Annotated in this window: 23 protein-coding genes and 1 pseudogene; 14 read left to right on the top strand and 10 right to left on the bottom strand. The window is 71.6% G+C overall.

Annotated elements, in window-relative coordinates; all coding sequences use genetic code 11:
- Positions 1-108 precede the first annotated feature (108 nt).
- Complete coding sequence (locus AB0L21_RS04970; RefSeq protein ID WP_365782270.1) at positions 109-2,265, top strand: hypothetical protein; 2,157 nt, start codon at positions 109-111, stop codon at positions 2,263-2,265.
- 20 nt (positions 2,266-2,285) lie between these two features.
- Here AB0L21_RS04970 and AB0L21_RS04965 read toward each other — a convergent pair whose 3' ends face one another.
- The 3 genes from AB0L21_RS04965 to AB0L21_RS04955 form a co-directional block, all read right to left on the bottom strand.
- Positions 2,286-2,666: a VOC family protein gene (locus AB0L21_RS04965; RefSeq protein ID WP_365699715.1), complete on the bottom strand. Its 381-nt coding sequence runs from the start codon at positions 2,664-2,666 to the stop codon at positions 2,286-2,288.
- 127 nt (positions 2,667-2,793) lie between these two features.
- Positions 2,794-3,000 (bottom strand): DUF397 domain-containing protein, encoded by a 207-nt coding sequence (locus tag AB0L21_RS04960; protein ID WP_365782268.1) that lies wholly within the window; start codon positions 2,998-3,000, stop codon positions 2,794-2,796.
- A gap of 6 nt (positions 3,001-3,006) precedes the next feature.
- Entirely contained in the window at positions 3,007-3,843 is an 837-nt protein-coding gene (locus AB0L21_RS04955) for a helix-turn-helix transcriptional regulator (protein WP_365699711.1), read from the bottom strand.
- 201 nt (positions 3,844-4,044) lie between these two features.
- Between AB0L21_RS04955 and AB0L21_RS04950 the strand changes: the two genes are divergently transcribed.
- Together AB0L21_RS04950 and AB0L21_RS04945 are read left to right on the top strand one after the other, a co-directional pair.
- Positions 4,045-4,455 (top strand): ATP-binding protein, encoded by a 411-nt coding sequence (locus AB0L21_RS04950; protein ID WP_365782266.1) that lies wholly within the window; start codon positions 4,045-4,047, stop codon positions 4,453-4,455.
- Between the two features lie 32 nt (positions 4,456-4,487).
- Positions 4,488-5,396 (top strand): hypothetical protein, encoded by a 909-nt coding sequence (locus AB0L21_RS04945; protein ID WP_365782264.1) that lies wholly within the window; start codon positions 4,488-4,490, stop codon positions 5,394-5,396.
- Between the two features lie 206 nt (positions 5,397-5,602).
- Here AB0L21_RS04945 and AB0L21_RS04940 read toward each other — a convergent pair whose 3' ends face one another.
- Positions 5,603-6,253, bottom strand: a complete 651-nt coding sequence (locus AB0L21_RS04940; protein WP_365699705.1) for a DUF2637 domain-containing protein — start codon at positions 6,251-6,253, stop codon at positions 5,603-5,605.
- Positions 6,254-7,021: 768 nt separating this feature from the next.
- On the opposite strand from AB0L21_RS04940, the gene AB0L21_RS04935 reads away from it, so the two are divergent.
- The 5 genes from AB0L21_RS04935 (at position 7,022) to rbsD (ending at position 12,942) form a co-directional block, all read left to right on the top strand.
- Complete coding sequence (locus AB0L21_RS04935; RefSeq protein WP_365782262.1) at positions 7,022-8,080, top strand: LacI family DNA-binding transcriptional regulator; 1,059 nt, start codon at positions 7,022-7,024, stop codon at positions 8,078-8,080.
- Positions 8,077-9,633, top strand: a complete 1,557-nt coding sequence (locus AB0L21_RS04930; RefSeq protein WP_365699700.1) for a sugar ABC transporter ATP-binding protein — start codon at positions 8,077-8,079, stop codon at positions 9,631-9,633. The genes AB0L21_RS04935 and AB0L21_RS04930 overlap by 4 nt, the downstream gene beginning before the upstream one ends.
- The gene (locus tag AB0L21_RS04925; protein ID WP_365782260.1) at positions 9,623-11,572 is read left to right on the top strand and encodes a substrate-binding domain-containing protein; all 1,950 of its coding nucleotides are present in this window, start codon (positions 9,623-9,625) and stop codon (positions 11,570-11,572) included. The genes AB0L21_RS04930 and AB0L21_RS04925 overlap by 11 nt, the downstream gene beginning before the upstream one ends.
- Positions 11,573-11,653: 81 nt before the next feature.
- The gene (locus AB0L21_RS04920; protein WP_365782257.1) at positions 11,654-12,556 is read left to right on the top strand and encodes a ribokinase; all 903 of its coding nucleotides are present in this window, start codon (positions 11,654-11,656) and stop codon (positions 12,554-12,556) included.
- Positions 12,553-12,942 carry a D-ribose pyranase gene (gene rbsD / locus AB0L21_RS04915; protein WP_365699694.1) on the top strand — a complete coding sequence of 130 codons (390 nt, stop codon included), beginning with the start codon at positions 12,553-12,555 and terminating at the stop codon, positions 12,940-12,942. Before AB0L21_RS04920 ends, rbsD begins: the two co-directional genes overlap by 4 nt.
- 127 nt (positions 12,943-13,069) lie before the next feature.
- Here the strand turns inward: rbsD and AB0L21_RS04910 are convergent, their stop codons facing one another.
- From AB0L21_RS04910 to AB0L21_RS04900, 3 genes are read right to left on the bottom strand one after another with little or no spacing between them, the layout of a single operon-like run.
- Positions 13,070-13,972 (bottom strand): sugar phosphate isomerase/epimerase family protein, encoded by a 903-nt coding sequence (locus tag AB0L21_RS04910; protein WP_365699692.1) that lies wholly within the window; start codon positions 13,970-13,972, stop codon positions 13,070-13,072.
- Positions 13,969-15,120, bottom strand: a complete 1,152-nt coding sequence (locus AB0L21_RS04905) for a dihydrodipicolinate synthase family protein (protein WP_365699690.1) — start codon at positions 15,118-15,120, stop codon at positions 13,969-13,971. Before AB0L21_RS04905 ends, AB0L21_RS04910 begins: the two co-directional genes overlap by 4 nt.
- Positions 15,117-16,268 carry a Gfo/Idh/MocA family oxidoreductase gene (locus tag AB0L21_RS04900; protein WP_365782255.1) on the bottom strand — a complete coding sequence of 384 codons (1,152 nt, stop codon included), beginning with the start codon at positions 16,266-16,268 and terminating at the stop codon, positions 15,117-15,119. The genes AB0L21_RS04905 and AB0L21_RS04900 overlap by 4 nt, the downstream gene beginning before the upstream one ends.
- Before the next feature lie 235 nt (positions 16,269-16,503).
- Here AB0L21_RS04900 and AB0L21_RS04895 point away from each other — a divergent pair, with 235 nt between their 5' ends.
- The 5 genes and pseudogenes from AB0L21_RS04895 to AB0L21_RS04875 form a co-directional block, all read left to right on the top strand.
- A complete protein-coding gene (locus tag AB0L21_RS04895) occupies positions 16,504-17,550 on the top strand; it encodes a LacI family DNA-binding transcriptional regulator (RefSeq protein WP_365782253.1) in 1,047 nt (348 codons plus the stop codon).
- Positions 17,551-17,714: 164 nt separating this feature from the next.
- The gene (locus AB0L21_RS04890) at positions 17,715-18,311 is read left to right on the top strand and encodes a dihydrofolate reductase family protein (protein WP_365782251.1); all 597 of its coding nucleotides are present in this window, start codon (positions 17,715-17,717) and stop codon (positions 18,309-18,311) included.
- 77 nt (positions 18,312-18,388) lie between these two features.
- Positions 18,389-19,315, top strand: a complete 927-nt coding sequence (locus AB0L21_RS04885; protein ID WP_365699682.1) for a bifunctional helix-turn-helix transcriptional regulator/GNAT family N-acetyltransferase — start codon at positions 18,389-18,391, stop codon at positions 19,313-19,315.
- Between the two features lie 487 nt (positions 19,316-19,802).
- Positions 19,803-20,603 (top strand): sugar phosphate isomerase/epimerase family protein, encoded by an 801-nt coding sequence (locus tag AB0L21_RS04880; protein ID WP_365782249.1) that lies wholly within the window; start codon positions 19,803-19,805, stop codon positions 20,601-20,603.
- A gap of 122 nt (positions 20,604-20,725) precedes the next feature.
- Positions 20,726-21,222: pseudogene (locus tag AB0L21_RS04875) on the top strand (MFS transporter); the annotation flags it as partial.
- A 184-nt stretch (positions 21,223-21,406) separates the two neighbouring features.
- Here the strand turns inward: AB0L21_RS04875 and AB0L21_RS04870 are convergent.
- A complete protein-coding gene (locus AB0L21_RS04870; protein ID WP_365782247.1) occupies positions 21,407-22,000 on the bottom strand; it encodes an alpha/beta hydrolase in 594 nt (197 codons plus the stop codon).
- A 199-nt stretch (positions 22,001-22,199) separates the two neighbouring features.
- Between AB0L21_RS04870 and AB0L21_RS04865 the strand changes: the two genes are divergently transcribed.
- Complete coding sequence (locus tag AB0L21_RS04865) at positions 22,200-24,089, top strand: glycoside hydrolase family 3 protein (RefSeq protein ID WP_365782245.1); 1,890 nt, start codon at positions 22,200-22,202, stop codon at positions 24,087-24,089.
- Positions 24,090-24,197: 108 nt separating this feature from the next.
- On the opposite strand, the gene AB0L21_RS04860 is transcribed toward AB0L21_RS04865, so the two are convergent.
- Both AB0L21_RS04860 and AB0L21_RS04855 read right to left on the bottom strand, forming a co-directional pair.
- Positions 24,198-25,613: a S28 family serine protease gene (locus AB0L21_RS04860; RefSeq protein WP_365782244.1), complete on the bottom strand. Its 1,416-nt coding sequence runs from the start codon at positions 25,611-25,613 to the stop codon at positions 24,198-24,200.
- A gap of 124 nt (positions 25,614-25,737) precedes the next feature.
- The gene (locus tag AB0L21_RS04855; protein ID WP_365699670.1) at positions 25,738-26,142 is read right to left on the bottom strand and encodes a hypothetical protein; all 405 of its coding nucleotides are present in this window, start codon (positions 26,140-26,142) and stop codon (positions 25,738-25,740) included.
- Between the last annotated feature and the right edge of the window lie 28 nt (positions 26,143-26,170).

Below are 26,170 nucleotides of genomic sequence, written 5' to 3'. Positions count from 1 at the left end.
GGTTTGGGCCGGAACGGTGGCACTCCGTACACCGGCGCGCCGGCATCGTCAGCCACTAGAGTGGCGTCTCCGCACCCCTGATCCTCGTAGCGACAGGAGCCAGGACTGATGACCGGCTACGTGATGGCTGCCACCGATGCCGGCGGCGAACGGCTCGGGGAGCGCGTCGTCCCCACGGCGCCCACGCTCGGCGAGGCCGCCGAATACGGCGACAGACACCGGACGGACTACGTCTCGGTCCGCCACGGCCACGACGACATCACCCTCTACGGCAGAGACGCCACCGGCACCTGGTCGGTCCTCGTCGCCCACGCCCCCGCCGCCGTCGTCGTGGACACACGCCGCCGGCACGATGCCCTGTGCCGGCCGGAGCCGGCCTGGGACGGCAGCCCCCCGGTCGGCTACGAGTACGCCCCGGCTCCGGACGGTGCTCACGTGTTGACCGCCATCGACGTGAGCGGGGAACCGTTCGGGCAGCGTGTCAGCTCCACGGCGCCCACGCTCGCCGAGGCGGCCGGACTCGGCGAACTCCACGAGGCGGACTACGTCGTCGCCGGCCGGGACGACGGCGACGTGGTCACGCTGTACGGGCGGGACGCCGGCGGCTCCTGGTCGGTGATCGCGGCCGACGTCGATGCCGAGACGGCCGAGGAGGTGTGCCTCTGGTTCGACCTCACGCAGCACTACCGGGGGCGGTCGGCGGCCGGTACCGGCCCCGGCGGCCGGGCCGGCCACCCGCTCGACCACGTGCCGATGCCCGAGGGCGGGCGGATGACCGCGGCACAGGCGATCTCACTGGTCGTGGAACGCATCCGGGCACGCCGCCTGGACCACCCCGTCCAGGGGCTCGCGGCGGATCGCTTCGCAGCGGGCTGGAGCGTGTACGCGCCGGTGGACGTCGACGAGAGCGACCCGATGGCGTTCCTGGACATGCCGGTGGGCCGCTCGGTGTTCCTGGTGAGCGACGTCGGGCGGGTCAAGGAGATACCGAGCGCGATCCCTCCTCAGCAGGCGGAGGACATGTTCACCGCCGAAGAGGCGTACGTGCGCCGCGAGCCCGCCGAGGAACGGTTCATGGCCGACCTCAGGGACGAGGTCATGCGGCTCGACTCCGCGTCGGAAGCCTCCGCGGGCATCGGCTCGTTCACCATCGAACCCCCCGCCGAGGAGGTGATCGCGGCCGGGGCTTCCCGGCTGATCGCCCCGATCGCCCAGCAGCTGGCCCTGCTCGGCCCGCCGGGGTGGGACCGCTTGGTGGCGGCCTTCTCCTTCACGGTCTCCGGCGAGGTGGCCCAGCTGCGGTTCCGGTCCGGGAACCGGAGTACAGAGGTCCGGGTACCCGAGCAGATCGCCGTACTGGTCCGCCGGCAGCGACACCTCGCCGCGCGGATGCCGGCCGGCCCGTGGTGGCGCCTGCTGCTCACCGTCAGCCACAGCGCCGGCACGAACGCCCGGATCACCACGGAGTACGACTACGGCGACCAGCCCTTCCCCGACGACCACCTGCTGGCGCCCGCACACTACCGCGATGACCTGGCCGCCTACCCACGCCCCCACACACCGGCATGGCTCTCCGCACACGTCGGCGGGGCCGGCGCCGCGACCCGCACGGCACCGCAGGCCACAGGTGCGACAACGCGGCCGTCCCCTCCCCGGCAGGACCGGACGGTGCCGGCCAGGCCGGCGCAGCCCGGCCCGGTTCCGGTCCTCGACACACAGGTCCGCCGGAAACGTCTCTACGCCGACCCCCAGGTCATCACCTTCGGCAGGCACACGCTCGCGCTCGACCAGGTGGAGTGGGTCAGTTACACCGCGACCCACACCGCCACCAAGCGGTTCCTGTACCCGAAGACCCACGACAGCACCTGGGACTTCGCGGTGGGCAGGTACCCGTACCACGGCGGACCCCTGGTCCGCGTGCACTTCTTCCAGGCGGGCCGCCGGGCCGAGCAGCCCGAGGAGTGGACGTTCCTGGTGAACCTGGCCAGGCGGTACCTGGAGCCCCGGTTGCTCACCGAACTGGTCGCCCGGGTCCGCCGTGGTCAGACCGTCACGGTCGGCGGCAGCGTGCAGGTGAACCAGGCCGGCATCGCGTGTGCCAGACCCCGGCTCTCCCTGCCCTGGGAGTCGATCAGCGCTGCACAGCCGTACAACGGCGCGATCCACGTCTGCCGAGCGGGCGTGGAGAAACCGGTGTTGACCGTACCCCTGAGCCATCCCAACGCCGGGCTGATCCCGGACCTCTTCGCCGCACTCACCCCGTGACGACCCTGCCGACGTGACCCTCAGAGCGGGTTGAGGCGGGCCTTGAGCAGGCAGAACTCATTGCCCTCGGGGTCGGCGAGAACGTGCCAGGACTCCTCGCCGGTCTGGCCGATGTCGGCCGGGCGCGCCCCGAGCTTCAAGAGGCGTTCGAGTTCGGCGTCCTGATCGCGGTCGGTGGCGTTGACGTCGATGTGCAGCCGCGACTTCCCCGGCTCCGGCTCGTCCCTGCGGCTGAGGAAGAGCGTCGGCTGCGCGCCGCCGAACCCTTCCCTCGGCCCGATCTCGATGCTGCCGTCGTCTTCGCGTCCGAGCACCACGAAGTCCAGCACCTCGCACCAGAACCGCGCCAGCACCTCGGGTTCGCGGCAACCGAGCACGAGCTCACTGATACGACACGCCATGGACGAAACCTGCTCTCTCGACGCGGGAACTGCCGGTGCGGCCACGCGAAGCGAAGGGCTCCGCGCGGTGGCAACACGCCGGAGACCGTACCCGGCGGGTCGAGTTGGTGCGAAGGGTTTTGGGTTCCTAGGAGTGGGGGTGCGGGTGCTGGTACGTCTTCACGGCTTCGAGGAAGGTGGTGAAGGCGGGGGTGGGGAAGGTGAGGGTGGCCCGGGTGGGGGTCTTCGAGTCGCGGACGGAGGTGTGGGTGGGGGTGGTGGAGATCTCCACGCAGGCGTTGCCGTCGCCCTCACCGGAGTAGGACGACTTGCGCCAGTTGTCGAGGGTGGTCATGGGTACTCACAGCTCCTGGGCCAGCTTGTGGATGAAGTCGCGCGACTGGTCGGGTTCGAGCGAAACAGCCTCTACCTTACGGAAACGCGTTCGATAGGCGTTGAGCTGAGCTTCGGAGTCAATGAACACTGAGCCGTGAGGCGCGTCACGCACAACTGTGTCCAGCTTGGACAGAGGCCCGCCCACGTACGCCATGGCGCTTGAGGCCCTGGTGAAGCCATCCAGATCGAAGGGGATGACGCGAACGGTGATGCTGTCCGCCTCGGACAGTTGCAGCAGCTTGGCAAGTTGGGCTCGGGAGGCGTTGCGGTCGCTGACCCGGATACGCAGGGCCGCCTCGTGGATCACCAACTCGTACGGAATGGTGATCTGCTGGCGCCGCATGCGGTGATGCACACGCAACTCCAGCTCTTCTTCGGTCAGTTCCGGCACCCTGGAAGAGAAGACCGCGCGGGCGTACTCCTCCGTCTGCAACAGGCCGGATACGTGCAGGATGGCCACCTCGCGCAGGAATGTGGCGTGGTACTCCAGTTCCGCGAGGTCCAGGAACGAGGTCGGGAGCAGTCCTCGGTACGCCTCCCACCAACCGCGTGTCCGGTCGGTCGCCATCGCGACCAGGGCGTCGATGAACTCCTCGTCCGTGCAGGCGTAGTGGGATGCGAGACGGCGCAACCGCTTCTCGCTCACCCCCGCGAGGCCGGTCTCGATCTGGCTGATGACCGGAGCGGTCACGCCGAGCAGGGCGGCCGCCTCCCGAGCCGTGAGGCCTGCCGCATCACGGAGCCTGCGCAGTTCGACCGCCAGCCGCAGCTGACGTGCTGTCGGCTCGCTCCTCAACGCCATCGCCGATCCCTCCCAACACGCCCGTGGACGCAACTCGTTCGGGCGTCACATTACGCGACCGGGTTGCGACAGTTAAACAGTTAGCCCTACCGTCGGTGACGCACCGCACACGCAGCGGAAGCGCACCGTGCCGTCCCGCCATGACGGCTGCGGCAATGCCACCGTGCGAAATCCCCACTCGCTGACTGGAGTTGCTGAGTCATGCCCGAAAACGACCCCTGGGACTACACGCTCTACGTCCCCAACGACCCCAGAGCCGTGACCGTCTGCCGCCGCACCCTGCGAGCGATCCTGACCCTGCACGGCCTGACGGGGCTGCTCGACACCGCCGAACTCCTCGCGACGGAGCTGGTGTCGAACGCGGTACGGCACACCAAGGGCCCGGCCGCGCTGCGGGTACGGCGCTCCCCGCAGGGCCTGGTGTGGATCGGCGCGTGGGACACGGACCCCGCACCACCGGAGCCTCCGGTGCCGTTGGAGCAGGCGCTGGAGTGGGAGGAGGGGCGGGGGCTGGGGCTGGTGACGGCCTGCGCCCAGGACTGGGGCTGGCAGCCGTCGGCGCGGTTCGGGGACCGGGGGAAGTACGTGTGGTGCGAACTTGCGGCGGCCTAGCTCGTTGATCACGTCGTATGAAAGGAGAGCTGATGGTCGGCTCGTCGCATGAAGCGCTGCACCGGATCTTTCAGAAGGACCCGGCGCTGCTGACACGGGCGTTACAGCGGGTGCTGGACGTCCCGTTCCCGGAGCCGCGGGAGATCGCGGCGCTGAACGTGGACCTGACGGAGATCGAGCCGGTCGAGCGCCGGGTGGACACGTTGCTGCGGGCGGAGACGGACCAGGGCACGTACCTGCTGGTCGTGGAGTCGCAGGGCAAGGCGGACGACCGCAAGCGGGGCAGCTGGCCGTACTACCTGTCGTACCTGTACGAGAAGTACCGCTGCGAGCCCGTGCTGATCGTGATCACGCAGAGCAGTGCCACGGCGAAGTGGGCCGCGCGTCCGATCCGGTTCGGGTTCCGGGGGTGGGACTCGCTGACGGTACGGCCGCTGGTGCTGGGTCCGGACAACGTGCCCGTGATCGCGGACGAGCAGCAGGCCGAGCGGGACGTACCCCTTGCGGTGCTCTCGGCGATGACACACGGGCGTGGCCCGCGGGCGGCGGCCATACTGGAGTCCCTGGCATCCGCCCTGCGGACCATCGACCCCGACAGTGCCGCGGTCTTCGTGCAGTTCGTCGACTCTTGCCTGGCCGACCCCCAGGCGAAGCAGATGTGGAGGGATTTGATGACGGCGATCCAGTACTTCTGGCGACACCCCCTGGCCGAACAGGTGCGCGAGGAGGGTCGAGAACAGGGCCTGGAGGAAGGCTTGGAACAAGGGCGCGCCGAGGCGAAGGCCGAGATGGTGCTCCAGATCCTGCAATGGCGCGGCATCCCCGTGCCCGACGCCGTCCGCGAACGGGTGAACGCCTGCACCGACCTCGACCAGCTGGAGACCTGGGCCCGACGAGCCGTGCACGCGGCGGACGCCACGGAGCTGTTCACCGAGGAGTGAGCAGGTAGCCGTTGGGCCGCTCGCGCCGCGCGCCGACCGGCACCGGGCCCCTGGGCCGGCCGGCCCGGGAGGGCAACGGTAGGGGTAGGCAGACCTGTTCCAGGGAGCGTGGGGGAACTCGCAGGTGGGGTGGGTCGTCGGGTGGAACAGATCTGCCTGTTGCTGCTCGGGAGAGGGTCGCCACGCCGGGGCCGGCGCGCGGGTCGCTATCGGCGGTGGCGGGGCTTGTCCTGGCGTGGGGGGAGAGTCAAGGTGACTTGGCGGACCAGTTGCTGGAAGCATGCCAGCGACGCGCACGCGGGGAGGGCGGCGCCGGCGATGCCGGTGACGGTCCGGTCGGCCTGAGCCACGCACAGCATCATCGCGACGGACGAAAACAGCAGGACGATGAACCATGAGTGCAGGGCTCGGCGCTGATGCAAGGCGCTTCGCAGGATGGAAAGAGAGGCCACCATCCAGGGGCCGTACACGAGGACGGGCCACCAGGCGAACATCTCGCTGCCCGTGCCTGACGTGATGTTCCGCAGTGGCCCGTAAGCCGCCATTCCGCCGAATACGCTGACCATCGCCACGATGACGGAAATGAACGCCGCGATCACGAAGCTGCCGGTCTGCATCCATTTGACTCGGATTTTTCGAACCCGGCTCTTGCGGTGTCCGGCGCCAACGGAAGAACGTCGGATGGGCGGCAGCTGTGCGGTGATCCGGGCCAGGTTCTCCATCGGATCGGCGTAGTCGTCGGCGGATGACGGCTCGCCGCGCGGGGGCGGGACCGCGGCCGGCTGCTCGGCCGGAACGGCCTCCTGCAGGAGGTAGGCGAGTTCCTCGGCCGGGTCCCAGCCGGAGTCGGGGGGCACCAGGGGAGCCTCTGAGTCCAGGGCGCCGACAGGACTGCCGTGCCAGACGGTACCCACCGTGTAAGGGGGAGTGTCCGCATACCGTTCACGCCGGGCGAAGGGGGGACCCGCATAGTCGTGATTCATGGAAATCCACCCCCGTCACACGCGATCCGCGCGGCAGTCAGAGTTTGCCTGGGCGGTCCACCGTTGATTAAGTTCCTGCTGGACCGCTTCCAGTAGCGTAAGGAACTCGCGGAGCAGCGAGTCAGTAGCCTGGGGTTCGATGCGCGCGCCGTCCCCGCGCAAGGTGCCACGCGCCTCCAGCGAGCGTGCAACACCAGGTGTGTAAATATACTTTGCCGCCGTCACAACACGGCTCGCAGACAGACTGTCTTTCCTCGCGTCGCGGTGAGGCAAGCCACGGAACCTAGCTGTCGTCATATCCGAGCTAACGCCGCCCCCTCTCCTCCAGATGCGCGGCAAATGAGTGAACGTGACCGGGAATCGTTGGACGTGCGTTTTTTCATTTGTGTCATTCGCTTTTCAGACGCCATCTTGTGAGTCGAGCGGTTTGTATTCTGAGAACCCTTCCATCCCGGTGGCCCGTCCGGGCGCGGCGGCCGGCCCGGGCCGTGCCGGCTGGACGGCCCCCTCCACCGCCCCTCGGTCACGATTGGGTCTCGGCCACCCGTGACCCCTTGCCTCGGGCCCGTGTAATCGATTCCAATCCTCCCTACGGCAGGGATGTAATCGATTCCATGAGTCCACGAGGAGGTGGGACCGGCGATGGCGAGCATCAAGGATGTGGCCGCTGCGGCAGGTGTGTCCGTGGCCACCGTGTCGCGCGTGCTGAACGGGCATCCGTCCGTCAGTGCCGACGCGCGGGCGCGGGTGATGGGGGCCGTGGATGCCCTGGGGTACCGGCCCAACGCCGTCGCCCGGTCCCTGCGGACGGATCAGACCCATACCCTCGGGCTGGTCATCAGCGACGTGCTGAATCCTTACTTCACCGAGCTGGCCCGTTCCGTCGAGGAAGAGGCCCGCGCGCTCGGCTACAGCGTGATCATCGGGAACGCCGACGAGCGGCCCGAGCTCCAGGACCATCACGTACGGAACCTGCTCGACCGGCGGATCGACGGGCTGCTCGTCTCCCCCACCGACGGCGGTTCGCCCCTGATGCTGGACGCCGCCCGGGCGGGGACGCCGATGGTGTTCGTCGACCGGTGGATCCCCGGCGTGGATGTGCCGGTGGTCCGTGCGGACGGGCAGGCCGCCGTACGGGATCTCGTCGCCCATCTGTGCCGGCTCGGGCACCGGCGGCTCGCCATCATCGCCGGGCCCGCCGCCACCACGACCGGCAGTGAGCGTGTGGAGGCGTTCCGGGCCGCGCTCGCCGAGTACGGGCTGTCGCTGCCGGACGTCTACATCGGGCAGGGCGACTTCCAGGCCGAGAGCGGGCGGCGGGTCACCGAAGGGTTCCTCGATCTGCCGGAGCCGCCCGAGGTCGTCTTCGCCGCCGACAACCTGATGGCGCTGGGCGCGCTGGACGCCGTACGCGCGCGCGGGCTGCGCGTGCCCGACGACATCGCGCTGGCCGCGTTCGACGACATCCCGTGGTTCGTGCACACCGATCCGCCCGTCACCGCCATCGCCCAGCCGACGGGTGAGCTGGGGCGGGCCGCCGTACGGGCCCTGGTCGACCGGATCGAGGGGCGCACCCCGCGCTCCGTCACCCTGCCCGCGCGGCTCGTCGTACGCCGCTCCTGCGGAGAGACGCTCGTGCCCTCCCAGACCCCCGCACCCCCCACGCAGTCCCCCTCCCCAGTGCAAAGGAGCACGTCGTGAGCAACCCGGACGAGTTGCTGCGCATCGAGGGCATACGCAAGACCTTCCCCGGCGTGGTCGCGCTCGACGGCGTCGACTTCGACCTGCGCCGGGGCGAGGTCCACGTACTGCTCGGTGAGAACGGCGCCGGCAAGAGCACCCTCATCAAGATGCTCTCCGGTGCCTACACCCCCGATGCCGGCCGGATTCTCGTAGGCGGTGAGGAGGTGCGCATCCATGGCGCGCAGGACTCCGAGCGCCTCGGGATCGCCACCATCTATCAGGAGTTCAATCTCGTTCCCGATCTGACCGTCGCCGAGAACATCTTCCTGGGGCGGCAGCCGCGCCGGTTCGGGATGATCGACCGGAAGCGGATGGAGGCGGAGGCCGCGACGCTGCTGGACCGTGTCGGGGTCGATGTCTCGCCCCGCGCGCGGGTACGGGAACTCGGCATCGCGCGGCTCCAGATGGTCGAGATCGCCAAGGCGCTCAGCCTGGAAGCGCGCGTGCTCATCATGGACGAGCCGACCGCCGTGCTCACCTCGGAGGAGGTGGAGAAGCTCTTCGCCATCGTGCGGTCGCTGCGCGAGGACGGCGTGGGGATCGTCTTCATCACCCATCATCTGGAGGAGATCGCCGCCCTGGGGGACCGGGTGACCGTCATCCGGGACGGGCGCAGTGTCGGGCAGGTGCCCGCCGCCACGCCCGAGGACGAGCTCGTACGGCTGATGGTGGGGCGCTCCATCGAGCAGCAGTACCCGCGTCAGCGGCCGGAGAAGGGCGCCGCGCTGCTGTCCGTGGAGGGGCTGGGCCGTGACGGCGTGTTCCACGACGTGAGCTTCGAGGTGCACGCCGGCGAGGTCGTCGGTATCGCGGGGCTCGTGGGGGCCGGCCGTACGGAGGTCGTCCGGGCGGTGTTCGGCGCCGATCCGTACGACCACGGGGTCGTGCGGGTCTCCGGGGCCGAGCTGAAGCGGCACGACGTGAACGCGGCGATGGCGGCCGGGATCGGGCTCGTACCGGAGGACCGCAAGGGCCAGGGGCTCGTGCTGGACGCCTCCGTCGCGGAGAACCTGGGGCTGGTGACCCTCCGGTCGGCCACCCGGGCCGGGCTGGTGGACCGCAAGGCGCAGTACTCCGCCGCCGAGCGGATCGCCGGGCAGCTGGGCGTGCGCATGGCGGGCCTCGGGCAGCATGTGCGGACCCTGTCCGGCGGCAACCAGCAGAAGGTCGTCATCGGCAAGTGGCTGCTGGCCGACACCAAGGTGCTGATCCTGGACGAGCCGACGCGGGGTATCGACGTCGGCGCCAAGGTCGAGATCTACCAGCTCATCAACGAGCTGACGGCCGCCGGGGCCGCCGTGCTGATGATCTCCAGCGATCTGCCGGAGGTGCTCGGCATGAGCGACCGGGTGCTGGTGATGGCCCAGGGCCGGATCGCCGGTGAACTCCCGGCCGACGAGGCCACCCAGGACGCCGTCATGGCGCTCGCCGTCTCCACCCCGACCGCCGGTTCGGACTCCGCCACCGGCTCCACCCCCACCACCGACAAGGAGGCCACCCGTGGCCACTGACACGCTCAAGAGGCCGGCGGGCGCGAGTGGCGCCCCGGGCGGCCTGCGCCGGCTGCTCCTCGACAACGGCGCGCTCACCGCGCTGATCGTCCTGGTCATCGCCCTGTCGGCGCTGTCCGGCGACTTCCTGACGACGGACAACCTGCTCAACATCGGCGTCCAGGCGGCCGTGACGGCGATCCTCGCCTTCGGTGTGACCTTCGTGATCGTCTCCGCGGGCATCGACCTGTCGGTCGGCTCGGTGGCCGCGCTGTCGGCGACCGTGCTGGCCTGGAGCGCCACATCCCACGGGGTGCCGGTCGTGCTCGCGGTGCTGATGGCGGTCGCCACCGGCATCGTCGCCGGTCTGGTGAACGGTTTCCTCATCGCCTACGGCAAGCTGCCGCCGTTCATCGCGACGCTGGCCATGCTGTCGGTGGGCCGCGGTCTGGCCCTGGTGATCTCGCAGGGCTCCCCCATCGCCTTCCCGGACTCGGTCTCCCACCTCGGGGACACCCTCGGCGGCTGGCTGCCGGTGCCGGTGCTGGTCATGGTGGTGATGGGCCTGATCGCCGCGTTCGTGCTGGGGCGGACCTACATCGGCCGGTCCATGTACGCGATCGGCGGCAACGAGGAGGCCGCGCGGCTGTCCGGTCTCCGGGTGAAGCGGCAGAAGCTCGCGATCTACGCCCTGTCCGGGCTGTTCGCCGCCGCGGCGGGCATCGTGCTCGCCTCCCGGCTGTCCTCCGCGCAGCCGCAGGCCGCCGACGGCTACGAGCTGGACGCCATCGCGGCGGTCGTCATCGGCGGCGCCTCGCTGGCGGGCGGCACCGGCAAGGCGTCCGGCACGCTGATCGGCGCGCTGATCCTGGCGGTGCTCCGCAACGGCCTCAACCTGCTCTCCGTCTCCGCCTTCTGGCAGCAGGTCGTGATCGGTGTCGTGATCGCGCTGGCGGTGCTGCTGGACACCGTGCGCCGCAAGGCCGGGGCGACCCCGGTGGCCGCCGGCACGGGCGGGCCGAAGGGCAAGCAGGCGGTGACGTACGCGCTCGCCGCCGTGGTCACCGTCGCCGTCGTCGGCGCGACCTCCTTCCTGCACAGCGGCTCCTCGCCGTCCACGACCCCGAAGATGGGTCTGTCCCTGTCCACGCTCAACAACCCCTTCTTCGTGCAGATCCGGACGGGTGCCCAGGCCGAGGCGAAGAAGCTGGGCGTGGACCTGACCGTCACCGACGCCCAGAACGACGCCTCGCAGCAGGCCAACCAGCTGCAGAACTTCACCAGTTCGGGCCTGGGCGCGATCATCGTCAACCCGGTGGACTCGGACGCGGCGAGCAACTCCGTGAAGGCCGCCGACAAGGCGAAGATCCCGGTCATCGCCGTGGACCGCGGTGTCAACCACGCGTCCGTGGACACGCTGGTGGCCTCCGACAACGTCGCCGGTGGTGAGCTGGCCGCGAAGACGATCGCCGAGAAGCTGGGCGGCAAGGGCAAGATCGTCATCCTCCAGGGCCAGGCGGGCACGTCGGCGGCCCGGGAGCGGGCGGCCGGGTTCGCGCAGGGCCTCAAGGCCTACCCGGGCATCCAGGTGCTGGCCCAGCAGCCCGCCGACTTCGACCGCACCAAGGGCCTCGACGTGATGTCGAACCTGCTCCAGGCCCACCCGGACGTGCAGGGCGTCATCGCCGCCAACGACGAGATGGCCCTGGGCGCGATCAAGGCGCTCGGCTCCAAGGCCGGCAGGTCCGTGCAGGTGGTCGGCTTCGACGGCACCCCGGACGGCCTGACCGCGGTCAAGAACGGCACGCTGTACGCGTCCGTCGCCCAGCAGCCCTCGCAGCTGGGGAAGATCGCCGTGGACAACGCCCTCAAGGCGGTCAAGGGCGACAAGGTGGAGCCGACGGTGAAGGTGCCGGTGAAGGTGGTCACGAAGGACAACGTGGCCGGCTTCACCGGCTGACAACAGACGACTCGGGCGGCCGGCCCCGCGAGCACTTCCGGGGCCGGCCCGCCTGGCGTCATCTCTCAGGGGAGTCAACTGATGTACGACTACGACCTTCTGGCCGTGGGATCGGCCAACGCCGACCTGGTGATCGGCGTCGAGCGGCGGCCGGCCGCCGGCGAGACGGTGCTCGGCGGCGATCTGGCCGTGCACCCGGGCGGCAAGGGCGCCAACCAGGCGGTCGCCGCGGCCCGGCTCGGTGCCGCCACGGCCCTGCTGGCGCGGGTCGGCGACGACGGCCACGGCCGGCTGCTGCTCGACTCCCTGCGCGCGGCCGGGGCCGACACGGTGGGCGTGCTGGTGGGGGGTGCCCCGACGGGTGTCGCGCTCATCACCGTCGACCCGTCCGGCGACAACAGCATCGTGGTGTCGCCGGGCGCCAACTCCCGCCTGCTGCCGGCGGACGTCCGGGCGGCGGCGGGCGTCCTGCGCGCCTCCCGGGTGGTGTCGGCGCAGCTGGAGATCCCGCTGGAGACGGTCGTGGAGGTCGTACGGAACCTGGCGCCGGGCACGCGCTTCGTGCTGAACCCGTCGCCGCCGCGCGAGCTGCCCGCGGAGGTGCTGGCGGCGTGTGACCCGCTGGTCCTGAACGAGCACGAGGCACGGGTCGTCCTCGGGGACTCCTGTGCGAGCGACGCCCCCGAGGACTGGGCCCGGCTGCTGCTGGCCGAGGGTCCCCGCTCGGTGGTGGTGACGCTGGGCGCGCAGGGGGCGCTGGTGGCCGACGGCTCGCGGGTGACCCGGGTGCCGTCGGTGAAGGTGGACGCGGTGGACACCACGGGTGCCGGGGACGCGTTCACGGCCGCCCTCGCCTGGAAGCTCGGGTCCGGTGCGGACCTGGCGGACGCGGCGGCCTACGCGGCCCGGGTCGGCGCGGCGGCCGTGACCAGGCGGGGCGCGCAGGAGTCGTACCCGACGGCGGAGGAGGTCGAGGCCCTGTGAAGAAGGCGGGGATACTCAACCGTCATCTCTCCGGCGCCCTGGCCGAACTGGGCCACGGGCACGGGGTGCTGGTCTGCGACGCGGGCATGCCCGTACCCGACGGGCCCCGGGTGGTGGACCTGGCCTTCCGCGCCGGTGTGCCGTCCTTCGCCGAAGTGCTGGACGGCCTGCTGACCGAGCTGGTGGTGGAGGGCGCCACGGCGGCGGAGGAGGTGCGGGCGGCCAATCCGGCGGCGGCCGGGCTGCTTCAGGCCCGCTTCCCGGAGCTGGTCCTCGTCCCGCACGAGCGGCTCAAGGAGCTGTCGGCCGGGGCCCGGCTGATCGTCCGCACCGGCGAGGCCCGGCCGTACGCGAACGTCCTGCTGCGCTGCGGGGTGTTCTTCTAGGGCGGAGACGTCCGGAACGTTTCGAGGGGGCGTCCCCGGCCCGTAGACCAGGGGACGCCCCCTCGGGGTTCCCCTCCCCTGCCGGAACCCGATCCCCCCCCGGGGTCCCCCGTGGTTCCGACGACAGTTACGACACGGCGGGCGGCGGAATGGTTGCACCCGCTTCTGAGAATTTCTGTGCGTGGGCCCGCCGGCGGATCACGTGTTCCACGAACCGCTCCGCCGTCTCCGCCAGCACCTCACGCCCGTCCCGCGCCCACAGCCGCTCGTTGAACAGCTCGACCTCGATGGGACCGGTGTACCCGGCGGCCTCCACCCAGCTCTTCCACTCCCGCATGTCGATCGCCCCGTCGCCGATCTGGCCGCGCCCGTTGAGGACACCCTCGGGCAGGGGGGTGGTCCAGTCGGCGAGCTGGAAGGTGTGGATGCGGCCCGCCGCGCCCGCGCGGGCGATCTGCGCGGGGGCCTGGTCGTCCCACCAGACGTGGTAGGTGTCCACGGTCACCCCGACCTGGTGGGCGGGGAAGCGTTCGGCGAGGTCCAGGGCCTGGGCGAGGGTGGAGACCACGCAGCGGTCGGACGCGTACATGGGGTGCAGCGGCTCGATGGCGAGGCGTACGCCGCGTTCGGCCGCGTAGGGGGCGAGGACGGCCAGGGCGTCGGCGATGCGCTCACGGGCGCCGCGCAGGTCCTTGCTGCCGGCGGGGAGTCCGCCGGAGACCAGGACCAGGGTGTCGGTGCCGAGGGTGGCGGCCTCGTCGATCGCCGCGTGGTTGTCGCCCAGCGCCTCGGCCCGCTCGACGGGGTCGGCCGCCGTGAGGAAGCCGCCCCGGCACAGCGTCGTCACCGTCAGGCCCGCGTCCCCGACCAGCTTGGCCGCGGCCTCCACGCCGTAGCGCTGCACCGGCTCCCGCCACAGGCCCACACCGGGCACGCCCAACGCGGCACAGGCGTCGACCAGTTCCGGGAGCGACAGCTGCTTGACCGTCATCTGGTTGATGGAGAAGCGCGCGAGTTCCGCCGTGCTCATTGGCTCACCCCGTACAGCGACAGAAGGGTCTTCATCCGTTCCTCCGCGAGCTTCGGGTCCGGGAACAGGCCGAGACCGTCGGCGAGTTCGTAGGCGCGGGCGAAGTGCGGGAGGGAGCGGGCCGACTGGAGGCCGCCGACCATGGTGAAGTGGCTCTGGTGGCCGGCGAGCCAGGCCAGGAACACCACCCCTGTCTTGTAGAAGCGGGTGGGCGGCCGGAACAGGTGGCGGGACAACTCGACCGTGGGGTCGAGGAGTTCGCGGAAGCCCTGGACGTCACCCGTGTCCAGGACCCGCACCGCCTCGGCCGCGAGCGGGCCCAGCGGATCGAAGATCCCGAGCAGCGCGTGACTGAAGCCCTGGTCGTCGCCCGCGATCAGCTCCGGGTAGTGGAAGTCGTCGCCGGTGTAGCAGCGCACGCCCCGCGGCAGCCGCCGCCTGAGGTCGGTCTCGCGCCGCGCGTCCAGCAGGGAGATCTTGACGCCGTCCACCTTGTCGGGGTGGGCGGCGATCACCTCCAGGAAGGTGCCGGTGGCCGCGTCCAGGCCGGACGAGCCCCAGTAGCCCTCCAGGGCCGGGTCGAACATCGGGCCGAGCCAGTGCAGGATCACCGGTTCGGCGGCCTGGCGCAGGAGGTGGCCGTAGACCTCCAGGTAGTCCTCGGGGCCCTTCGCCGTCGCGGCCAGGGCGCGGGACGCCATCAGGATGGCCTGGGCACCCGCCTCCTCCACGACCGCGAGCTGCTCCTCGTACGCGGCCCGGATCTCCGCGAGGCCGCCCCCGGTGATCTGGTCGGTGCCGACACCGCAGGCGATACGGCCACCGGCCGAGCGCGCCTCGGCGGCGCTGCGCCGGATCAGTTCGGCGGCGCCCGCCCACTCCAGGCCCATTCCGCGCTGGGCGGTGTCCATCGCCTCGGCGACACCGAGCCCGTGGGACCACAGGTGGCGGCGGAAGGCGAGGGTGGCGTCCCAGTCGACGGCGGCGGGCGCGTCAGGCGAGACGTCGGCGAACGGGTCGGCGACGACATGGGCCGCCGAGAAGACCGTGCGGGAGGTGAAGGGGGTGCCGGGGGCGAGGGCGAGGGGTGCGGTGCGCGGCTCGTACGTGCGCAGGGTGCCGTCCGCCACCGGGAGTCGGATGGTCACAGCGAGATCTCCGGTACGTCGACGCGGCGGCCCTCGGCGGAGGACTTCAGGCCCAGTTCGGCGAGTTGCACGCCTCGGGCGCCGGCCAGCAGGTCCCAGTGGTAGGGGGCGTCGGCGTAGACGTGCTTGAGGAACAGCTCCCACTGGGCCTTGAAGCCGTTGTCGAACTCCGCGTTGTCCGGCACCTCCTGCCACTGGTCGCGGAAGACCTCGGGGGCGGGGATGTCCGGGTTCCAGACCGGCTTGGGGGTGGCGCTGCGGTGCTGGACGCGGCACCTGCGCAGACCGACGACGGCCGAGCCCTCGGTGCCGTCGACCTGGAACTCGACCAGTTCGTCACGGTGGACGCGGACCGCCCAGGAGGAGTTGATCTGCGCGATGGCGCCGCCCTCCAGTTCGAAGACGCCGTAGGCGGCGTCGTCGGCGGTGGCGTCGTAGGGCTTGCCGTTCTCGTCCCAGCGTCGGGGGACGTGGGTGGTGGCGAGGGCCTGGACGGAGGTGACCCGGCCGAACAGCTCGTGCAGGACGTATTCCCAGTGCGGGAACATGTCGACGACGATGCCACCGCCGTCCTCGGCGCGGTAGTTCCAGGAGGGGCGCTGGGCGGGCTGCCAGTCGCCCTCGAAGACCCAGTAGCCGAACTCGCCGCGCACGGACAGGACGCGGCCGAAGAAGCCGCCGTCGACGAGGCGCTTCAGCTTCAGCAGGCCCGGCAGGAAGATCTTGTCCTGGACGACTCCGTGCTTGACGCCCTTGTCGTGGGCGAGGCGGGCGAGGGCGAGGGCACCGTCGAGGCCGGTGGCGGTGGGCTTCTCGGTGTAGATGTGCTTGCCGGCCGCGATCGCCTTCGTGAGGGCCTCCTCGCGGGCGGAGGTGACCTGGGAGTCGAAGTAGATGTCGACGGACGGGTCGGCGAGGACGGCGTCCAGGTCGGTGGAGACCTGGTCCAGGCCGTGCCGCTCCGCGATGTCCCGCAGGGCGTGCTCACGGCGGCCGAGCAGGATCGGTTCGGGCCAGAGCACGGTGCCGTCGCCGAGGGCGAGTCCGCCCTGGTCGCGCAGGGCGAGGATCGACCGGACGAGGTGCTGGCGGTAGCCCATGCGCCCGGTCACGCCGTTCATGGCGATACGCACCGTCTTGCGTGTCACGTGAGTCCCCTTCGTGGGCCGGTGGAGCAGGCAGTCCAGGCATCGGATAGCAAGCGCTTTCTACATGAGGAGAAGCTAGCCTCTGGAAGTGGTCTGTACAAGACCGTGTCCGCTTCGAGTTGTTCGAGGGGGCGAACAACGGGGGGTCGTGGCCTTAAGGTCTGCTCGGAACCAGGACGCATGCCTGGCTGTCTACGAGGGCGTACCAGACGACGCGTGACCGGAGGACGACGAGATGACGGTGACCCTGGCGGACGTGGCGGCCCGCGCCCAGGTCTCCCCCGCGACGGTGTCGCGCGTGCTGAACGGCAACTACCCCGTCGCCGCGTCCACCCGCGAGCGGGTGCTGCGGGCGGTGGACGAGCTGGACTACGTCCTCAACGGCCCCGCCAGCGCGCTCGCCGCGGCCACCTCCGACCTGGTCGGCATCCTCGTCAACGACATCGCCGACCCGTTCTTCGGGATCATGGCCAGCGCCATCCAGGCGGAGATCGGCGGACCCGGCGGGCGCGCGGGCGGCGAACGCCTCGCGGTCGTCTGCAACACGGGCGGCTCGCCCGAGCGCGAGCTGACGTACCTGACCCTGCTCCAGCGGCAGCGCGCCGCCGCCGTCGTGCTGACCGGCGGGGCGGTGGAGGACGCGCCGCACGCGGCGGCGGTCGCGGCCAAGCTGCGCAAGCTGGCGGACGCCGGGACCCGGGTGGTGCTGTGCGGGCGCCCGCCCGCGCCCGACACCGAGGCCGTCGCGCTGACCTTCGACAACCGGGGCGGCGCCCGCGCGCTGACCGACCACCTCATCGGCCTCGGCCACCGCCGGCTCGGCTACATCGCCGGCCCCGAGGAACGCACGACCACCCGGCACCGTCTGGAGGGCCACCGCGCGGCGCTCGCGGCGGCGGGCATCGAAGAGGACCCGCGCCGGACGGTCCACGGCCGCTACGACCGCCGGTCCGGTCACGAGGCCACGCTGGAGCTGCTGCGCCGCGATCCCTCTCTGACGGCGATCGTGGCCGCGAACGACTCCGTCGCCCTCGGCGCCTGCGCCGCACTGCGGGAGTCCGGGCTGCGGATTCCCGAGGACGTCTCGGTGGCCGGCTTCGACGACCTGCCGTTCAGCATCGACGCGGTGCCCTCTCTCACCACCGTCCGGCTGCCGCTGGCGGAGGCGGCAGCGCGGGCCGGGCGCATCGCGATGGGGCGGGAGGAGCCGCCGCCCGGAGGGATCGCCTCGGTGCGGGGGGAGTTGATGGTGCGGGGGTCCTCCGGAGTGCCGCGGGAGTGAAGGTCCGGGGCGTCGGGGTGGTGCCGGAGGGCGGCGGTTTGTGGTTGTGTGCCGGGTGCCCGGGTTGACCGGGCTGCCTTTTTCTCGACAGCACCGATGAGTTTTCGAGGTGCTGGGCGTCTTCATCGTCGTAAGCAACGGACACTTGCCGAGGAGCGGACCCCATGCGTGTCGTCGTCACCGAATTCATCAGTCTGGACGGGGTCGTGCAGGCCCCCGGCGGGCCCGAGGAGGACACCGACGGGGGGTTCGCGCACGGTGGGTGGTCGCACCCCTTCTTCGACCCGGAGGTGGTGGGCGGGGCCTTCGCCGCGGGGCTGGAGAAGGCCGAGGCGCTGCTGTACGGGCGGCGGACGTATCTGACGATGGCCGCCGCGTGGCCGGAGCGGGCGGGAGACCCGTTCGCCGACCGGCTGAACTCCATGAAGAAGTACGTCGTGTCCGACAGCCTCTCGGACGACGAGCTGAGCTGGGAGAACACCGTGCGGATCCCGGGGGCGCAGGCCCTCGACAAGGTGCGGGAGCTGCGGGCCGCCGAGGGCGGGGATCTGGCGATGATGGGCAGCCCCACCCTGGTGCGGGCGCTGATCGCGGCGGGGCTCGTGGACGAGATGCAGCTCGTCGTCATGCCCGTGCTGCTCGGCGGCGGGAAGTCGATCTTCCCGGCCGACGGGGGGCTGCGCAGCTGGGAACTGGTGTCGTCGGCCACCGCGAAGACCGGCGCACAGGTGAACGTGTACCGGCCCGCCGGGCGGTCGTAGGCGTGGACGGCTCGGTGCGGGCGGCCTAGGCTCGGAGGAGCAGGATCTCTGACTGGGTCAAGCATCCGGGGGCGATCATGACCGTCGAGGACGTCCGCGCTTTCAACCGGTTCTACACGGGTGTGATCGGCGCCCTCGACTACGAGCGCCACCTGTACGCCCCGTACACCCTGACCGAGGCCCGCGTGCTCTACGAACTCGCGCACGCGCCGTATCTCGACGCGGCCGACCTGCGCGGTGGGCTGGGGCTCGACGCCGGGTACCTGAGCCGGATCCTGAACCGGTTCGAGGAGAGCGGGCTGATCGGGCGGGAGCCGTCGCAGGACGATCCTCGGCGGCGCCGTATCACGCTGACCGCGCGCGGGCGTGAGACCGCCGCGCTGCTGGACGAGCGGGCCCAGGAGTCCGTCGGGGCGCTGCTCGACGGCGTCGCTCCGGCGGACCGGGCCCGGCTGGCCGAGGCCATGCGGACCATCCGGGACATCCTGGGCGGGGAGAAGCAGGCCGCGGACGTGGTGCTGCGGGAGCCGCAGGCCGGGGAACTGGGGTGGATCGTGCAGCGCAATGGCGCGCTGTACGCGGCCGAGTACGGGTGGAACGCCGCGTACGAGGGGCTTGTCGCCCGGATCGTCGCCGACTACGCGGAGGATCACGATCCGCATCTGGAGCGCGTGTGGATCGCCGAGCTGGCCGGGCGGCCCGTGGGCTGTGTGATGTGCGTACGGGACGACGCGCCCGGCACCGCGCGGCTGCGGCTGCTGCTCGTGGAGCCCGAGGCGCGCGGGCACGGCATCGGCGACCGGCTGGTGCGGGCCGTGATCGACTTCGCCCGCGGGGCCGGCTACCGGGACCTGGTGCTGTGGACCAACGACGTGCTCGGCGACGCCCGCCGCCTCTACGAGCGGCACGGCTTCGCCCTGGTCGCCGAGCGGCCCCACCGCTCCTTCGGCAAGGACCTGGTCGGCCAGGACTGGCGGCTGGCGCTACACGGGCCGGGCGAGTGACGCGGACGGGACCTGAACACGCCGCACGACCCCGCACCAGGCGAGTGACACACACGGTTCCGAGTCCCAGCCCGCCAGACCGGCGGCTCCCACCACCCACACCAAGCGAACGACACACACCATCCCGGACCCCAGCCCGCCAGACCGGCGACTGACACCGCCCACACACCGTCCCCGACCCCAGCCCGCCCCAGACCTGCGGCTCACACCAGCCACACCAGGCGGACGACGCGCAGCGCCCCGGGCCCCAGCCCGCCAGACCGGCGACTGACACCGCCCACACACCGTCCCCGACCCCAGCCCGCCCCAGACCTGTGGCTCGCACCCCGCACCAAGCGAACGGCACACCATCCCGGACCCAGCCCGCCAGACCGGCGGCTCGCACCGCCCGCACCAGGCGGACGACGCGCAGCGTCCCGGCCGAGACCGGCGGCTCGCGCTGTGTGGAGCGGGCGGGTGGCGGGTGGGGCGAGTAGGGTCCCTGCCCATGAAGCTGGCGTTCTCCACTCTCGGTGTCCCCGGCCTGCCCGTGCCGGAGGTCCTCGCGCTCGCGACCGCGCACGGCTACCACGGTGTCGAGCTGCGCGCCCATCCCGAGGAGCCGGTGCATCCGGGCCTGACGCCCGCCCAACGCGCCGAGACAGCCGCCCTGTTCCGGGACGCCGGGGTCGAGGTGCTGGGCCTCGCCGGGTACGCGCGCGTCGCCGCCCCGGGCGAGGACGCGCCCGTACTCGCGGAGATCCGGGACCTCCTCGGGCTGGCCCATGACCTGGGCGCGCCCTTCGTCCGGGTCCTCCCCGGCGCCGACCCGGACCGGCCCCGCGAGGAGTCGGACGCCATCGCCGCCCGGCGGCTCGGCACCGCCGCCGAGGACGCCGCCGCCCTGGGCGTCCGGATCCTGCTGGATACCCACGACTCGCACCGCACCGGCGCCGACGCGATCCGGATCCTCGGCCCGGTCGGGCACCGGCAGGTGGGCGCCCTGTGGGACGTCATGCACACCTGGCTGGGCGGTGAGCAGCCGTCGGACACCTACGCGGCTCTCGCCCCGCACCTGGGTTACGTCCAGGTCAAGGACATCGCCTCCGCCGAGGACACCACCCCGCTGCCGCTCGGCACCGGAGTGCTGCCGCTCACCGAGTGCGTGGAGGTGCTGTCCCGGCATCACTGGGACGGCTGGCTGTGCTGGGAGTACGAGAAGCGCTGGTACGAGGGAGCGGCACCGCTTCCGGGTCTGCTCGGTGCCGGCCGCGAGCATCTGCTGAGGATGCTGGGCGAAGCGGCCTAGCCTCCAGCTGGTCCCTCTCCCGGAGAGCCGCTGTCCGCGCCGAATTCGCTGGCCGGGGCGTCGGCGTCCGGTTACCCTCCCCCGGTGATCCAGCCACCGGGGCCGTGCGCCCGCCTCCGCTCATGAGCCTCACCCGCTCGCTCATCGATGTACGGCCCCTGCGCACCTCACCCGTCTTCCGGCGGCTGCTGATCGGCCGGACCGTGTCCGTGCTCGGCGGGTTCATGACCATGGTGACGGTCATGTACCAGGTCTGGGACCAGACCCGCAGCACCGCGTGGACCGGCGCCGTCGGGCTGGCCCAGGCGCTGCCGCTGGTGGTGTTCGGGCTGTTCGCCGGGGCGTGGGTGGACCGGGCCGACCGGCGCCGCGTCTTCCTCGCGGCGACGCCACGGCGGTGGTCTCGCGCTCCACGATCGTGCAGACCCGTACCCCGGACGCGCTGCTCGGCCGGGTCACGGCGGCCGAGCAGATCGTCGGCCAGGCGGGCCCCAGCCTCGGCAACGCGCCCGGCGGTCTGCTCGCCGGCTGGACCTCGGGCACGACCGCCCTGATCAGCGGCGGCCTGCTGTGCGTCGTGGCGGTGGCCGCGGTCGCGACGACGACACCGGAGCTGCGCGACCGGCCTAGGTCCTGTCGTCAAACTCCCGTCGTCGGCCCGGAGGGCGGGCCGCGCGGCGTCAGGTGCGTGCTCTCGGCGTGCCGGGCCCGGGCCCTCGTACTGGATGTACTTGGGTCGGGGCCCGGTGCGGCGAGAGTGCGTGCATGGCGTCGCGCGGCAGACGGGAGTTTGACGACAGGGCCTAGCGGGGTGCCGGACGAGGCGTGAGCGGTGCGGTGCCGTCGACGCACCAGTCCAGGACCGCCGGCCAGGGACCGTACCCGGCGTCCAGGTCGAGGTGGGCGGCGCCGGGCAGGACGTCGGCGGGGATGCCGAGGGGCTCGGCGAAGAGCGTGCCCGCGCCCTCGGGGCAGTACGGGTCGTCGTCGCCCGCGACCAGCCGCGTCGGCCCGGGCAGGGTGAAGTCCGGTGCGGGCGGGGCGAAGGCGGCCACCTCCGGGTGCCGGGCGAGGACGGAACCGGACGGCGGGGAGACGAGCAGCACCCGGTCCGCGTACCGCTGTTGCTCCATGCCCTGGGCGGCGGCGTGCAGCCACAGCACGGCGGACAGGCTGTGGGCCACCACGACCCGCTCCTCCGGTCCGTTCAACTCCTCCAGGTGGCGGGCGAGTTCACCGAGCCAGACGTCCAGGTCGGGGTCGTCGGCGTCGGGCAGCTGCGGGTAGCCGACCCGGTGGCCGAGGGCGGTGAGCCGGCCGGCGAGCCAGTGCTGCCAGTGCTCCGGCGGGCGGTGGTTCTGCCAGCCGTGCAGGATCAGGTACGCGCGTGTGGTCATGCCGGTGATCCTCTACGGCCGGCGTCCACCGGTCCAGTGAGCCTCGTGGATGCCGGGGAACGTCCGTACGCGCCCCGCCAATGCGCGGTCGGCCGCACCTTCGTGGTTACTGTGCATTCCCTTGACGGAAAGAAACTTCCCGGATATTGGTGACTCCTCGGAAGTTTCCTTCAGCGGTTCTCCTCTGGAAGGAGCGCACGTGCACCACACCAGCACGGGAAGCGACACCGGCACGGGAGGCGACACCGGCACGGGAGGCGCGGAGAACTCCGCGAGCGCGGGCAGACACACCGCACGGCCGTCCAGACGCGCCGTCCTCGCCGCGACCGCGGGCCTCACCGCCGCGCTGACCGTACCGACGACCGCCCACGCCGCCACCCCCGACGACCGCCGGCTGCGCGCCCTGATCTCCCGCATGACACTGGAGGAGAAGGTCGGCCAGCTCTTCGTGATGCGGGTCTACGGCCACTCCGCCACCGCCCCCGACCAGACGGACGTGGACGCCAACCTCAAGGAGATCGGCGTCCGCACCGCCGCCGAACTCATCGCCAGGTACCGGGTCGGCGGCATCATCTACTTCGCCTGGGCGCACAACACCCGCGACCCGCACCAGATCGCCGACCTCTCCAACGGCATCCAGCGGGCCTCACTGGACCAGCCGCGCGGCCTGCCGGTGCTCATCGCCACCGACCAGGAGCACGGCGCGGTGTGCCGGATCGGCAAGCCCGCCACCCTCTTCCCCGGCGCCATGGCGATCGGCGCGGGCGGCTCCCGCGCCGACGCCCGCGCCCTGGGCCGGATCTCCGGCGCCGAGCTGCGCGCGATGGGCGTCAACCAGGACTACTCCCCCGACGCCGACGTGAACGTCAATCCGGCCAACCCGGTCATCGGCGTGCGCTCCTTCGGCGCCGATCCGGAGGCCGTGGCGGGGCTGGTCGCCGCCGAGGTGAAGGGCTATCAGGCCGCGGGTGTCGCCGCGACCGCCAAGCACTTCCCGGGCCACGGGGACACCGCCGTCGACAGCCACTACGGCTTCCCGGTCATCACCCACAGCCGTGACCTGTGGGAGGAGCTGGACGCCGTACCGTTCCGGGCGGCGATCCGGGCGGGCATCGACTCGATCATGACCGCGCACATCCAGTTCCCGGCCCTGGACGACTCGGGCGACCCGGCGACCCTCTCCCGCCCGATCCTCACCGGCATCCTGCGCGAGGAACTCGGCTACGACGGCGTCGTGATCACCGACTCCCTCGGCATGCAGGGCGTGCGCACCAAGTACGGCGACGACCGGGTGCCGGTGCTCGCGCTCAAGGCCGGCGTGGACCAGCTGCTCAACCCGCCGTCGCTGGACGTGGCCTGGAACGCGGTGCTGAAGGCCGTACGGGAGGGCGAGCTGACCGAGGCCCGCCTGGACGAATCGATCCTGCGCATCCTGCGCCTGAAGGCCCGGCGCGGACTCTTCGACCGCCCCTGGGCCGACCGGGCGGACGTCGACCGCACGGTGGGCACCCAAGCCCACCTGGCCACGGCCGACCGCATCGCCGAACGCACCACCACCCTGCTGGTCAACGAGGACGCCACGCTGCCCCTCGACCGCCGCACGCGGCGCAGGCTCCTGGTCGTCGGCGCCGATCCGGCCTCCCCGTCCGGCACCACCGGCCCGCCCACCGGCGTGCTGGCCGCCGCCCTCACCGAACTGGGCTTCACCGCCACGGCCCTGTCCACCGGCACCGCACCCTCCGCCGCGGCCATCGACCAGGCGGTCACCGCCGCGCGGGACGCGGACGCGGTGATCGTGGCCACGTACAACGTGACGGCGTCCAGCACCCAGCGCACCCTGGTGGACCGTCTGCTGGCCACGGGCAGGCCGGTGGTCGCGGTGGCCGTCCGCAACCCGTACGACGTCGCGCAACTCCCCTCCGTCCGCGCCTGCCTGGCCACGTACTGCTGGACGGACGTCGAACTGCGCGCCGCGGCACGGGTGATCGCGGGCCGGGTGAGACCGCGCGGGAAGCTGCCGGTGCCGGTACAGCGGGCGGACGACCCGGCGCGGGTGCTGTACCCGATCGGCCATGGGCTGACCTACTAGAGACACCCGCCCGCCGTCTCCCGGTCGAGGCACCGGCCCGCCTGGAGGTACCGGCGAAGACGGCGGGGGCGACACGCCGCCCCCGCCGTCAGCGATCACCGAACGGCGTCACGGCCGCAACGACGGCTCCTTCTCCACGTCCCGTACGTCCAGCTTCGCGTCGTACCTGGCCAGCGGCTTCGCCTCGGCCACGGTGGACGGGGAAGCGCCCGCCCACTCCAGGATCCGGGCGGTGGCCAGGGACTTCTGCTCCGGTACCAGGCCTGCCACGTTCGCGCCGTGGTTCGCCCCGGGAGCCGTGAAGACGTACGCGTCCCGGGCGCCCGCGCCGAGGCGGAAGCGTTCCGAGCCCCAGGGGTCGTTCTGGCCGTAGACGAAGAGCATGTGGTCGGCGTGGTGGCGGACCCATGTGTCCACGTCCCGCATGGCGTCCGGCTGGAAGCGCATCGGGATGGAGCGGGGGACGAAGTTGCGCGGGGGCTGGTAGCCGTAGCGGATCAGCTTCCGCTCGATGTGGGGGAAGTGGATGGTCGGGGCGCCCAGCTGCGTGCCCGCCTGGTAGTAGTACGGGGTGTACGTCTCCAGGCCCTGGTCGGTGTAGGCGGAGAAGCCGGAGATCGTGTCGACCGAGGTCCAGATCTCCTCGTCGGTCGCGGTCGCCGCGTCCGCCGGGACGGTGTCACAGTCCTTCAGGAGGCTGTACTGCCAGAAGCCCCAGACGTAGTCGAGGACGACCGCCTCGTAGGCCTTGTCGAGGCCGCCGATGGTGGTGAAGGTGTAGCCGTTCTCGGCGGCGTACGCGGCGTACTTCTTCTCCAGCGGCCCGCGCCGCACCAGCGCCTCCCGCTGGACGGCGTTCAGCCGGTCCCGGCACTCCTTGGTGCCGACCCGCTCGAAGAAGCGGTCGTACGCCGAGTCCTCCTTGTTGACGACGTCGTTGGGGGCGACGTAGGCCACCACGCCGTCCATGTCGCGGGGGTAGAAGCGCTCGTAGTACGTGGCGGTCATGCCGCCCTTGGAGCCGCCGGTGGCCAGCCAGTTGGCGGAGTAGAGAGGCTTCAGGGCCTGGTACACGCGGTGCTGGTCGCTCGCCGCCTGCCAGATGTCGAGCTGGGACCAGTCGGCCGGGGCCGGCCGGGACGGGGTGAAGAAGCGGTACTCCAGGGAGACCTGGTTGCCGTCCACGATCTGGGTGGGCTCGCGGCGCGAGGGGGTCGTGGAGACGTTGTAGCCGCTGGTGTAGAAGACCGTGGGGCGGCTCGTGTCCTTGTGCAGCACGGTGATGCGCTGCTGGAAGGTGCCCCGGTCGGGGTGGCGGTGGTCGACCGGCTGGGTGTAGTTCAGGACGAAGTAGCGGTAGCCGGGGTACGGCTTCTCCTGGATGAGGCTCATGCCGGGTATCGACAGGAGCCGGTCCTTGATGTCGGTGGGCTCGGACCCGGCGGCGGTGGCCGCGCCGGCCGCCGTGCTCAGGGTTCCTATGAACACCGTGAGCGCCAGCAGCCATCTGAGCGCCTTGCGCATGCGCACTCTCCCCTGTGAGACAGATGTGCGCCGGAAGCTATCCCAGCAACTGCTGTACCACCAGGGGGAATTGAGCGCTCCGGATCACCGGCCGGGTGCTGGGGTCGCGTTCAGCACGGGACGTTCAGCACAGGATCCAGCCGGAGCTGACCGAGTACCTGCCGACCGAGCCCTTGATCCACACGCAGCGGTGGCCGGCGTGCACGGTCACCGGGCCGGCGTGGTGCTTGTAGCGGCCCTTGTCGACGACCGGCCGGTTGCCGCGGGCCTGCACGCTGACCGACATGGTCCGGGTGGGCCCGGGCTGTCGGGCGACGGTGACGGCGCAGACGTAGCCGTTGCGCTTGTAGACGTGGGTGACGCCGGACTTGAACGGCAGCGTCCGCACTTCACGCCCGGCGCAGCCGTTCGCCGACCCGGCCTGCGCGGTCCCCGTCGCCGTGAGCCCGAGCACCCCGGACGCGGCCAGCACGGCCGCGGCGAGAGCCAGTCGCCTGCGCGGTCGCCGGCGTATCGCACCACTGTCCACTGTCGTCCTCCCCGTCCCGGTCACGCAC

It is taken from the genome of Streptomyces sp. NPDC052721 (assembly GCF_040678315.1).
In the GTDB taxonomy this organism is placed as follows: domain Bacteria; phylum Actinomycetota; class Actinomycetes; order Streptomycetales; family Streptomycetaceae; genus Streptomyces.
The sequence above is the reverse complement of the archived record's forward strand: the minus strand, read 5'-3'. Positions and strand labels throughout refer to the sequence as shown.